The sequence below is a fragment of the Paraburkholderia sp. WS6 genome (genome assembly GCF_030464835.1).
Taxonomy (GTDB): Bacteria; Pseudomonadota; Gammaproteobacteria; order Burkholderiales; family Burkholderiaceae; genus Paraburkholderia; species Paraburkholderia madseniana.
Genome location: NZ_JALQCK010000003.1, coordinates 254,509 through 266,139 on the forward strand (window position 1 = coordinate 254,509; position 11,631 = coordinate 266,139).

An 11,631-nucleotide genomic window follows, 5' to 3' on the forward strand; every position below is an offset into this window, starting at 1 on the left:
TGCTCCGAGGGTCTCAATGACCAACCTCGGAGCCACCCATGTCCATGTCCTACCTCAGTCTCAGCGCGCTGCCCGCCGGCATTCTGTTCGCGCTCGTCACCACGATCACGCCCGGTCCGAATAACACGATGTTGCTGGCCTCCGGCGTCAACTTCGGCTTTCGCCGCACGCTGCCGCATCTTTCGGGGATCAGCGCCGGGGTCGTGCTGTTGATGCTGTCGGTGGGGATTGGTCTGGGCGAAGCCTTCGTGCACTTCCCGGTGCTGTACACGGTGCTCGAAGTCGCAAGCGTCGCGTACCTGCTGTACCTCGCGTGGAAAATCGGCACGTCGGGCGAACTGAAGGTCAAGAAAGGCGAGCGCCGGCCCATGAAGTTTCATGAAGCCATTGCGTTCCAGTGGGTCAATCCGAAAGCGTGGATGATGGTGCTGACTGCCGCCACGACAATCCACCTCAGCGAGAGCGCCAGCGTAAACGCCATCGCGATGGCGGTGATCTTCTACGTGATCGGCTTTCCGTGCATCTGCCTGTGGGCGGGCTTCGGCACCGCGATGCGCAAAGTGCTGTCGGACCCGAAGCGGCTGCGCATCTTCAATGTGGCGATGGCGCTGCTGCTGGTGCTCTCGCTGTATCCGATCGCGCTCAAGCTGCTCGGCCAGTCCGTTTGAGATCGGGCCCGGCTAGATCGCACCCTGCCCGACTCGCTCGATGAAGCGCCACAACGCATCGTCGGTCGAGTACGGCGCGTTGAAACGGAACCAGGCGCTCGGGGCGTCGTCGGGACGGAAATAGGAGCCAGGTGCGAGCCAGATACCGTGCCGGAGCGCGGCGGTCGCCACCTCGCCCGCGCGCTCCGCTTCGATCGGCAGGCGAGCCCACAGGAACAAACCGGCTCGCGGCCGGTGAAACAGTTCCAGGCCGAGCGAATCGAGCCGCTCTTCGACGGTCGCATGCGCGAGTTTGAGCCGCTCGTTCACGGCTTCGACGTGACGCGCGTAGCGCCCTTCGAGCAACACCTTGTCGACGATCCGTTCGATCGCTTCCGACGAAGTCAATCCCACCGCCATCTTCGTGCGTGCCAGTTCGCGCAGGACTGCCCGCTCGGCGACCACGTAGCCGCAACGCAGCCCCGGCGTCACAGTCTTCGAAAAACCGCCGACGTAGAGCACGCGCTGCAAGCCTTCCATGGCGGCAAACAAAGGCGCGCCGGACGGCGCCAGTTCGCGGCTGACGTCGTCTTCGATCACCCACATGCGCTGACGCTCGGCGATCTGCAATAGACGGAACGCCGCCGACATGCCGAAGGTCGCGCCGGTCGGATTCTGCAGCGTGGTGTTGACGAAAATCGCCTTCGGCTTGTGCTGCGCGACCAGCGCTTCAAGCACATCCGTATCGACGCCGGCCGGGGTGCGCGGCACGCCATGCACCACCAGCCCCGCCAGCTTGAGAATCTGCAGCAGATTGCAGTAACCGGGATCTTCGACGATCACGGCGTCGCCCGCACGCAGCAGCGTGCGGACGATCAGATCCAGCCCTTGCGTCGCGCCCTGCGTGAGCAGCACGTTGGAGACGTCCACCGGCAAACCGCGCCGGTCGAGTTGCTCGGCGATCCGCTCACGCAGCGGCGCGAAGCCGTACGGATGCCCGTAGTCGCCGAGACGCGCCGCCGGTACCCGGCTCATCGCACGCAGCGCATGCTGCAAACCCGTCTCGTTGATCCACTCGTTCGGCAGCCAGCCGCCGCCGGCCTTGATCGGCACCGAGTGGTCGGCGAACACGTCGGACAGCAGCCAGGTCGCGGTCAGGCTCGGCGGCTGCCAGTCGGTCGGGGCCGCTCGCGCGGACTGCGCGCGCGCCGCCACCCGATAACCGGAACCGCGCCGCGCCACCACGAGACCCATCGAAACGAGACGGTTGTAGGCCTCTGTGACCGTGAAGGTGCTCAGTTCGTGGCTTTGCGCCAGCTGCCGCACCGACGGCAACAGCGCGCCGGCGCGCAGCGACTGCGCCTCGATGGCGCGCGCGAAGCCTTGCACGACCTGCTCGACGAGCGTGGGAGCGGCGCGTCGGTCGCGCTCAAGTTGTAGTTCGATCATGGTTCGGACTGAAAGGCCGGTTGCGACGGCCGGCTACGTTGCCTGAAAGATGGACCGGAAGGCGCCAGATAAAGCGTCAAGTTAAGTCACCGCGGCATCATCGCGCGATCGACACAGTTAGTGCAAATCCACCAACACAGTTAGCACCACACTGCGTCAACTGTTTATGCCGCCATTAAACCGCGGACGCTACAGTTTCGCTACCACTTCGAGGAGAAAACCATGACTTCGCGCCCCGTCATCGACGACCTGTCGTCTTTCTGGATGCCCTTCACCGCCAACCGCCAGTTCAAGGCTGCGCCGCGCCTGCTGGAATCGGCCAAGGGTATGTACTACCGCACCACGGACGGGCGTGAAGTGCTCGACGGCTGCGCGGGTCTCTGGTGCGTGAACGCCGGCCACGGCCGCGACGAAATCGTCGCCGCGATCACCGAGCAACTGTCCACGCTCGACTTCGCGCCGACCTTCCAGATGGGCCACCCGTTGGCGTTCGAAGCGGCCACCAAAGTCGCCGAACTGATGCCGGACGGCCTCGACCGCATCTTCTTCACGAACTCCGGCTCGGAATCGGTCGACACCGCCCTGAAAATCGCGCTGGCGTACCACCGTTCGCGCGGCGAAGGCCAGCGCACGCGTCTGATCGGCCGCGAGCGCGGCTATCACGGCGTGGGCTTCGGTGGCATTTCGGTTGGCGGCATCGCGCCGAACCGCAAGACGTTCTCCGGCGCGCTGCTGCCGGCAGTCGATCATCTGCCGCACACGCATAACCTCGAACACAACGCATTTTCGAAGGGCCAGCCCGCCTGGGGCGCGCATCTCGCCGACGAACTCGAGCGCATCGTCACGTTGCACGACGCATCGACGATCGCCGCCGTGATTGTCGAACCGGTGGCCGGCTCGACGGGCGTGCTGATTCCGCCGCAAGGCTATCTGCAGAAGCTGCGCGAGATCTGCACGAAGCACGGCATCCTGCTGATTTTCGACGAAGTGATTACCGCTTTCGGCCGCGTCGGCAAGGCGACGGCGAGCGAATACTTCGGCGTGACGCCGGACCTGATCACGATGGCCAAGGCGATCAACAACGCGGCGATCCCGATGGGTGCAGTGGCCGCGAGCCGCACGATTCACGACACGATCGTTAACAGCGGCGCACAGGGCGCGATCGAGCTGTTCCACGGCTACACGTATTCGGCCCACCCGGCCGCGGCCGCGGCCGCCGTTGCGACGCTCGACCTATATCGCCGCGAAGGCCTGTTCGAGCGTGCGGCGACGATGGCGCCGAAATTCGAAGCCGCCGCTCACTCGCTGCGCGGCGCGAAGCATGTGAAGGACGTTCGCAACCTCGGCATGATCGCGGGCGTTGAACTCGAGTCGCGCGACGGTGCTCCGGGTGCGCGTGCTTACGAAGCGTTCGTGAAGTGCTTCGAGGCGGGCGTGCTGGTGCGCTTTACCGGCGATATCCTCGCGTTTTCGCCGCCGCTCATCATCGATGAAGAGCAGATCGCGCATATCTTCAAGACGGTGGGTGACGTGTTGGCGACGGTGCAGTAACACTGCTGGAGAGATGCGGGCGTTCGCGCGGGCGCCATCGGCGGCATGGTTAGACGTCGGGGGCGCTCGCTGCGGCGCAGCGAAATCTCAGGAAATTGCCCTGCACCGCTCGCGCCTGCCGCTTGGACGGCGTATGGTGATGGCAAGGGTTGGCGCCGTGGTCCGGCCCGACGGGAGACTTCCATGAAGATACCTACCGTTCGCGCAGGCGCGCATATCGAAGGCGTGCATTGGGTTGCCGAGTACGCTGAAGACGTTCACGAAATTCGTATATTCCGCGAAGGCCAGGAAGTGGATGTGCATAATGCGCCGTCCTCGTTGTTTGGCGATGAGGAAAACGCAGGGTCGAAGAGCACCGCTGATCATCGGGCGGTGGAAGCCGCTGTGCTGGCTTATTTGCGGCGGTTTGTGATTGAGCATGATGCGGAGGAGTAGGGGGTTTTTTTGCCTGCGCGGCGGCATTGGCCGTGTTCTTGGGGCTTTGGCCTTTCCTTGTTTTGTTAGTGGTCTATTAGCGTTGCCCCTGTGCGGGGCGGCACCTACTTCTCTTTGCCGGCTGCAAAGAGAAGTAGGCAAGAGAAAGCAGCTCAAACCGCTACTGCTAAGCGGGTCCCGTAGTTTGCACAGGGTAGTGGTGCATCTGGAATCTGGGTTCGTGCCCCTGCATACGCCAGTGACAAGGGCGTCATGCTTCCGGCGGCGCTGCGCGCGCCGAAGAGCAGTTCATAAAACCGATCACTACGTTTAACGTCCGCACCTTGCCAACGGGCCGTGGCTCGTCCTTGCACCGCCGCAGCCGTGACCGTGATTGCGGGGCACCGACAAATCATTTGAAGGGGGGGTTCCCGGGTGAGTGCAGAGGCGCCTCGCCGAGGCGAAGCCGATGGCTCCCACAGACCTCAACCGAAGCCGGTGGTTTCCCATGCATACCCGTCCGCGACGCACGCAGTGCGGAGTGGGAGCTGATGACTCCCTTGTCACTAACGCGGAATGTGCGAGAGCACGGATTCCAGATGCACCACTACCCTTGGCAAACCACGGCGCCCACTTGGCATGAGCGGTTTGAGCTGCTTTCTCTTGCCTACTTCTCTTTGCAGCCGGCAAAGAGAAGTAGGTGCCGCCCCGCACAGGGGCAACGCTAATAGACCACTAACAATTCAAGGAAAGGCACCAAAGCCAGATCAAGGAAAGGCCAACGCCTTAAGAACACGGCCAATGCCGCCGCAAAAGGCAAAAAACGAAACCTTATTCCCCCGGCCGCAACTTCTTAACCTCCGCATCCGAAGGCTGCACACTCGCACCATCGATGTAACGATACGAAGTCATCACACCCTTACCGTCCTTAAGACCGGTAACCCCCACAAACGCCCCCATCGTCGACTGATTATCCTGCCCCCGATAAGTAATCGGCCCGAAGGGCGTCTCCACCCCTAGCCCCTTGAACGCAGCAGCCAACTTATCCGGATCGGTAGAACCAGCCTTCTTGATCCCCGCCGCAATCGACATCAACGCCGAATACCCCACGACCGACCCCAGTCGCGGATAATCGTGATACTTCGCCTGATACGCATCGACAAACTTCTTGTTCGCCGCCGTATCAATCGAATACCACGGGTACCCCGTCACGATCCACCCCGTCGGCGCCTCCGCACCCAACGGGTCGAGATAGTCCGGCTCGCCCGTCAACAACGACACTACGCTGCGATCCTTGAACAACCCGCGTGTATTGCCCTCACGCACAAACTTGCCGAGATCGGCGCCAAACAGCACGTTGAAAATCGCATCCGGTTTCGCGTCAGCAATCGCCTGCGACACCGCGCCCGCATCGACATTGCCCAGCGGCGTCGCCTGTTCGGCGACAAACTCCACGTCCGGCTGCGCCGCCGTCATCAGCTTCTTGAATGTCGCCACCGCCGATTGACCATACTCGTAGTTCGGATACACAAGCGCCCAACGCTTCTTCTTCAGCTTCACCGCCTCAGGCACCAGCATCGCCACCTGCATATACGTCGAAGGACGCAGACGGTATGTGTATTTGTTGCCGTCGGCCCAAACGATCTTGTCAGTCAATGGCTCGGCCGCGAGGAAGAAAATCTTCTTCTGCTTCGCAAAGTCGGTCAACGCGAGACCCGTGTTCGACAGGAACCCGCCGAACAGCAATTGCACCTGCTCGCGCGCAATCAACTCCTGCGCGACGCGGATGGTGTCGCCCGGATTGCCGTTGTCGTCGCGCGACACCACTTCAAGCGGTTTGCCGAGTACGCCACCCGCCGCGTTCACCTGCTCGAGCGCGAGATTCCAGCCGTTCTTGTAAGGGCCGAGAAAGGCGGGCTGCGCCTTGTAGCTGTTGATTTCACCGATCTTGACGGTCTGCTGTGCACTCGCGCCAACGGCCGCGAGCGATAGAACCGTTGAAACCGTGAAGCGAGAGATCCATCCTGCGCGCGTGGTCATGCGTTTCTCCGTTATCAAAAGGATTGCGGGAATGCGGTCGTTTTTATCAAGCGTTGAAGCGTTCGGCGATTCGTTCGGCAAACCGTGTTGCGAATTGTGCTGCCAGTGGTGCTGCGAGCGATGCTGCAATGCGTTTGGCGACTTCACTCTGCCCGCGGCATCGCGCGAATTCTCGCGACGCTCGCTGTGACGTCCTGCCATGCCGGCTTGCCGCCGGCGAATTGCTGACGCAGGTAGCTCACGAGTTCGGCGACCTGGGCGTCGTTGAAACTGTCGCGGTAAGCCGGCATCGTACCGAGTTCGGGCCGTGCCGGCGAGCCGATACCATCGAGAATCACGCGAATCAGATTATCAGGCGTCGTGCTATGCAGATTCGTGTTAAGCGCCAGCGACGGATGCGCACCGAACAATTGCGGTCCACTGCCAGTGTGATGACAGGCTGCGCACGCGCCGTCGAAGAGACGCGCACCAAGACCCGTTGCCGTGCCCGTTATCGTGCTGGCCTGCTCGTATTGACGCGCCATCGACACAGTATCCGCATTGGGCTCCAGCGGACTCAACGATGCCAGATACGTGGCCATCGCGCGAATATCGCTGTCGGGTAGCGCCGCCAGATCGTTGACGACCGGCGCCATCGGCCCGGCCGCGACGCCATGCAGCGGCGCATGACCGTAGCGCAGATAGCTGAACAGTTCGTCTTCGCTCCAGGGTACGGGCGCGTTGGAAAGCGTCGACAGCGCGGGCGCTTCCCACCCTTCCACCACTCCGCCGCCCATGAAGGCGGCGCCAGTTTTCTCGGCGCCGAATGCATTGCGCGGCGTATGGCATGCGCTGCAATGGCCGAGGCCGTTCACGAGATACGCCCCGCGATTCCATTGCGCACTTTGCGTCGCACTGGCAGTAAACGTATTGCGTCCGAGGAAGAGCCCGTTCCATGCAGCCATCAAGTGACGCACGCTGAATGGAAAGGCCAGCTTCGTTTCCGGCGGCCTGGAACGCACCGGCGTTTGCGCCATCAGGTACGCGTAGAGCGCGTTCAGATCGTCGTCGGACGTGTTCCTGAACGACGTGTACGGGAACGCGGGATACAAATGATGGCCGTCGCGGCTGATACCTTGCCGCATCGCCCGCACGAATGCGTCGAGCGACCATGTGCCGATCCCCGTCTGTCCATCAGGCGTGATGTTGGTGCTGTAGATCGTGCCGAATGGCGTATCGAGTGGTTTGCCGCCGGCATTCGGCACGCCGTTGTGCGCGGTATGGCAAACCGCGCAATTGCCCAGCGCCGCAAGCAGTTTGCCGCGTGCCACCAGTTCGGGTGCAAATGCGCTCGCGAGCGGCGGCGTAATCGGCGCAATGGCTTGTGGCGTCAAGGCCAATGCACCTAGCCAGCCGGCAGCGCCCGCAGCAATTGCGCCGAGAAAACCCAGCCGCCAGCGCTTCTTTTTGCGCGCCGCCGCTTCTTCCGCTTGTGCATCGGCTAGTGCGGCGCGAATCGTCTCCGGTGTGAACGGTGGTCTGCGAAAACGCACACCTGTCGCGTCGTACAGCGCGTTGGCGATCGCCGCGGCGCCAGGCAGCGACGCCGATTCGCCTGTGCCCATCGGTGGCTCGCCGTGGCGCGGCATCATCACGACGTCGATCACCGGCACTTCGCGAAACGTCAGAATCGGATACGCGCCCCATTCCTGGCTCGTGACCGCGTTGTCGCCGAACGTCACGCGTTCTTTCAGCGCACGGCTGGTCGCCTGAATCACGTTGCCGTGTATCTGATGACGAACGCCGTCAGGATTCACCATGGTGCCGGTGTCCTGGCCCACCACCACGCGCGTCACGGCGAGCTCGCCGCTCTTGCGATTGACTTCGATGTCAGCGACCCACGCAGACCATGCCGCGCCGAAACCGGGAAATTTGCTGTGCACGTAGCGGGCGTAGGCAAAACCTCTACCGCGCGCAATGTCGCCCTCTTCCTGATCATCTTTCAAGGCGATGTTACGAGGCTGCCAGCCAGCTTTCTCAGCCACAGCCTTCACGAGATCGATCGCGCGCGGATCGGTCAGATGCTTCAAACGAAACTCGACTGGATCTACGCCCGCCTCAGCAGCGAGTTCGTCGATAAAAGATTCATGCGCAAAGGTGTTCGGCAACGCCGACACGCCCCGCAGCCAGGACGCGCGCACGATCGGCGGCGTGTCGTCGCAGACAATGCGCATGGTCTGGTAGTCGTATGGCGGCACGGACGTGCGGTCGCCCATTTCGAAGACCTGCGGCTGTGCGGAGATGGTTCCAGTGAGCAGCAACGCCAACGTGGGGGCGTCGTTCGATGGATAGCGCGTCGCGAAGTCGTACGCTGCGAGCTCGCCTTCGGCACCCAAAGCGCCGCGCACGTCCATCAATTGCGCGGCGCCTTTTGGCTCCCATGCATGCTCGTCTTCGCGCGATAGTTGCACCCGCACCGGACTGCCGGTTGCGCGCGACAGCAGCGCGGCGTCAGCGGCGACATCGTCCGCACAATTGCGGCCGTAGCAACCTGCCGCGTCCATCCGCACGATTTCGATGTGCGCTTCATCCAGCGCCATCAACAAGGCGAGATCGGCACGCAACGAATGAGGGTTCTGCGTGCCCGACCAGACTTTCAGCTTCGCATCCCGGTAGTCGGCCACGGCGCACGACGGTCCGATCGACGCATGCATCTGAAACGGCCATACGTAGGTACGTTCCAGCGTTCGAGCAGGGTCTTGCGCGAGTGCTGCGTCAACGTCGCCTTCGATCACCAGATCGCGCCGTTTGGCCGGATTCGCTCTTAGCGCAGCTTCCACTTCCTCGCTGGTTTCGAGCGCAGGCAAACCCTCGACCGCTTTCCACTGCACATGCAACCGCTTCACCGCCTGCTGCGCGACCTCTTCGCGCTCTGCCACGATGCCGACAAAATCGCGGATCACCACGACCTTGACGATGCCGGGCAAATTGCTGACCGAAGCTTCATCGACATGCAGCAGACTGTGGCCCATGAAGTCGCCCTGCGCGACACCGGCGTAGGGCGGACGGACAACGCGCCCGTGCAGCATGCCAGGCACACGCACGTCATGCACAAAACTCAACTCACCGGTCGCCTTCGCCGGAATATCGACACGCGGTGTGCTCTTACCGACGATCTTGTATGCGTCCGGCGATTTCAAAGGCGCATCGGCGGCAAGGTCCAATTCGATGCGCCGACCGGTGATCAATTCGCCGTAGCCAATGCTCTTTTCCGTGCCACCGTCGCGCGTGAAAATCACACCGTCTCGCACGTCGAGTTGCTCAGTGCTGACGTTCAAGCGCGCGGCTGCTTCCGCCAGAAGGAACTGACGCGCTTGTGCCGCTGCATGCCTGAGTGGCACCGCCGATATCTGGATCGTCGCGCTTGCAATCGTCGGCCCCTGATTCGGCGCCTCGCTGGTGTGGCCGAGTACGACCGACACGCGCGTCAACGGCACGTCCAGTTCTTCCGCAACGATCTGCGCGAGCGCGGTGCCAATGCCGGTGCCGAGATCGACGTGACCGTTGAACGCCGCAACGCTGCCGTCGTCGCGCACCACGAGAAACATGTCCGCCTCGGTCGGCACGAACGACGAACGCGACCCCGGCTGACCGATCGCAGGCTTCACGGGTGCCTGCGGCGGCCGCGTGATGATGAGCACGCTCTGCGCGTCATAGAGCTGCCGTCGTGACAGCGGTGCGGGACGTCGATCGACGCTGAAATCCGGCCCTGTCATGCGCGCACTCCTTCACGCGCGGAGGTTTGCGCAGCGAGCAGTTCGGCCGCGCGCTGCACCGCGCGCACGATCTCGACATGCGTGCCGCACCGGCAGAGGTTGCGCGACAGTTCCCGCCGGATCGTCTCGACGCTCGGATGCGGATCGCGATCGAGCAACGCTTTGGCGGTCATGATCATGCCGTTCAGGCAATAGCCGCACTGCGCAGCCTGTTCTTCGATAAACGCCTGCTGCACCGGATGCAATGCGTTGCGCGTGCCCAGTCCTTCGAGCGTGGTGATCTCACGTCCCAATGCCACCTTTGCGGTCGTCACGCAGGAACGCGTCGGCATGCCGTCGAGCAGGACCGTACACGCACCACACTCGCCAAGTCCGCAGCCGAATTTCGGCCCGTTCAACGCCAGATCATTACGCAGCAGATAAAGCAGTGGCGTGTCGGCGCCGGCGTTGACGAGATGCGTTGCGCCGTTGACATTCAGCGTAAGAGGCGCCGGGCGGTTCATGACAATGCCGGCCACGCCGTGCGGCGCGCGTTCAAAGCACCACCGGCACTTCGGTCGCCGGTGGCGTATTGCGGCTACGCCGGCAGCGAATCAACCCGTCGATCATCACCATGCCGACACCAGGAATATCGCCGAGTTGCACGCTCTCAAGCAGCGTATCGGCGGCCGTGTGCTGCGCGCGGTCCATGAAGACGAGGTCGGCGGGTCGGCCCACTTCGATCAGCCCTTGCCGCAGATTGCGTTGCCGGGCGGTATTGCCTGTCGCGAAGCAGAAGGCGATTTCCGCGGGGACGTCGGCGAGACTGGAGATCAGCGCGATCATCCGTAGAATGCCGAGCGGCTGCACGCCGGAGCCCGCCGGACTATCGGTGCCGAGAATGATCCGATGCGGACACTTCAATTCGATCGCATGACGTGCGGTGAGCAGCGCGATCCGTTCGTTGCCGTTGTGAACGATCTCCAGCGCGCGGCTCGATTGCTCGCACAGATCGCATACGTGCCGATAGGAAAGCGACGTATGCCCGCCATTGATGTGACCGATCACGTCCGCGTCAGCGGCAAGCACTACGTCTCTATCGATCAGACCCGAGCCCGGAATCGACGGGCCGCCCGTGTGAATCGTGCTTTGAATGCCGTATTTGCGAGCCCAGGCGACCATTTGTGCCGCTTCCTCGCCGCCTTTCACGCTGCCGAGTCCAACTTCGCCGAGCAGCTTCACGCCCGCTTCCGAGAGCTCCTTGAAGTCCTCCTCGACCATGCCTTTCTCGATCACCGGCGCACCCGCCATGACTTTCACGCCGCCACCGACACCTGCGCCGCGCATTCCTTCGAACGAACGTTGAGCGGTAATGGCAAGCGCCTTTACGCCGACCACGTCTTTCGGACGGCCAGGTAAATGCACTTCGCCCGCGGAGATCATCGTCGTCACGCCGCCGTTCAGATTCGATTCGATCCAGCCCATCTGATTCTGGCGCGGCGTCCAGTCGCCGAACACCGGATGCACGTGCGAATCGATCAGGCCTGGCGCGACAGTGGTGCCTTTACAGTCGACGGTGGTCCGCGCACCTTCGAGGTCGCAATCTTTCTCGCGGCCGATCGCGACGATCACGCCGTCATCGATCACCAGCGTGTTCGCGTCGAGAATCGGCTGGTCGATATCGCCGGATAACAGCAGACCGATGTTCGTTACCGCGACCTTGCCCGACAAGCCTGTCAACGTCTCTGCTGCCATCTGCCTCTCCTTTCGCACCGACTGCCCAGCGTCGCAAGCGT

8 protein-coding genes are annotated in these 11,631 nt (G+C 62.7%); 3 read left to right on the top strand and 5 right to left on the bottom strand.

From position 1 onward, the window contains the following. Positions 1 to 44 precede the first annotated feature (44 nt). Positions 45 to 668, top strand: a complete 624-nt coding sequence (locus M0D64_RS05530; RefSeq protein WP_054040326.1) for a LysE family translocator — start codon at positions 45 to 47, stop codon at positions 666 to 668. A 12-nt stretch (positions 669 to 680) separates the two neighbouring features. Here M0D64_RS05530 and M0D64_RS05535 read toward each other — a convergent pair whose 3' ends face one another. Continuing rightward, the gene (locus M0D64_RS05535) at positions 681 to 2,096 is read right to left on the bottom strand and encodes a PLP-dependent aminotransferase family protein (RefSeq protein ID WP_266239820.1); all 1,416 of its coding nucleotides are present in this window, start codon (positions 2,094 to 2,096) and stop codon (positions 681 to 683) included. 222 nt (positions 2,097 to 2,318) lie between these two features. On the opposite strand from M0D64_RS05535, the gene M0D64_RS05540 reads away from it, so the two are divergent. Together M0D64_RS05540 and M0D64_RS05545 are read left to right on the top strand one after the other, a co-directional pair. Beyond that, positions 2,319 to 3,647, top strand: coding sequence for an aspartate aminotransferase family protein (locus M0D64_RS05540; RefSeq protein WP_266256920.1), 1,329 nt, complete (start codon positions 2,319 to 2,321; stop codon positions 3,645 to 3,647). Between the two features lie 183 nt (positions 3,648 to 3,830). Further along, entirely contained in the window at positions 3,831 to 4,082 is a 252-nt protein-coding gene (locus M0D64_RS05545; protein ID WP_154567441.1) for a hypothetical protein, read from the top strand. An 810-nt stretch (positions 4,083 to 4,892) separates the two neighbouring features. Here M0D64_RS05545 and M0D64_RS05550 read toward each other — a convergent pair. The 4 genes from M0D64_RS05550 to M0D64_RS05565 form a co-directional block, all read right to left on the bottom strand. Beyond that, positions 4,893 to 6,101 (bottom strand): ABC transporter substrate-binding protein, encoded by a 1,209-nt coding sequence (locus M0D64_RS05550; RefSeq protein WP_154566921.1) that lies wholly within the window; start codon positions 6,099 to 6,101, stop codon positions 4,893 to 4,895. Between the two features lie 143 nt (positions 6,102 to 6,244). Then, positions 6,245 to 9,856, bottom strand: a complete 3,612-nt coding sequence (locus M0D64_RS05555) for a molybdopterin cofactor-binding domain-containing protein (protein ID WP_266256921.1) — start codon at positions 9,854 to 9,856, stop codon at positions 6,245 to 6,247. Further along, positions 9,853 to 10,359 (bottom strand): (2Fe-2S)-binding protein, encoded by a 507-nt coding sequence (locus M0D64_RS05560; protein ID WP_266256922.1) that lies wholly within the window; start codon positions 10,357 to 10,359, stop codon positions 9,853 to 9,855. The genes M0D64_RS05555 and M0D64_RS05560 overlap by 4 nt, the downstream gene beginning before the upstream one ends. 31 nt (positions 10,360 to 10,390) lie before the next feature. After that, a complete protein-coding gene (locus M0D64_RS05565) occupies positions 10,391 to 11,590 on the bottom strand; it encodes an amidohydrolase family protein (RefSeq protein ID WP_266239810.1) in 1,200 nt (399 codons plus the stop codon). Positions 11,591 to 11,631 lie beyond the last annotated feature (41 nt).

What these genes read in the sequence shown, in the direction of transcription:
- M0D64_RS05560 (WP_266256922.1), bottom strand. Translation starts at nt 10,359, where the DNA reads ATGAACCGCCCGGCGCCTCTTACGCTGAATGTCAACGGCGCAACGCAT.
- M0D64_RS05555 (WP_266256921.1), bottom strand. Translation starts at nt 9,856, where the DNA reads ATGACAGGGCCGGATTTCAGCGTCGATCGACGTCCCGCACCGCTGTCA.
- M0D64_RS05535 (WP_266239820.1), bottom strand. Translation starts at nt 2,096, where the DNA reads ATGATCGAACTACAACTTGAGCGCGACCGACGCGCCGCTCCCACGCTC.
- M0D64_RS05565 (WP_266239810.1), bottom strand. Translation starts at nt 11,590, where the DNA reads ATGGCAGCAGAGACGTTGACAGGCTTGTCGGGCAAGGTCGCGGTAACG.
- M0D64_RS05545 (WP_154567441.1), top strand. Translation starts at nt 3,831, where the DNA reads ATGAAGATACCTACCGTTCGCGCAGGCGCGCATATCGAAGGCGTGCAT.
- M0D64_RS05550 (WP_154566921.1), bottom strand. Translation starts at nt 6,101, where the DNA reads ATGACCACGCGCGCAGGATGGATCTCTCGCTTCACGGTTTCAACGGTT.
- M0D64_RS05530 (WP_054040326.1), top strand. Translation starts at nt 45, where the DNA reads ATGTCCTACCTCAGTCTCAGCGCGCTGCCCGCCGGCATTCTGTTCGCG.
- M0D64_RS05540 (WP_266256920.1), top strand. Translation starts at nt 2,319, where the DNA reads ATGACTTCGCGCCCCGTCATCGACGACCTGTCGTCTTTCTGGATGCCC.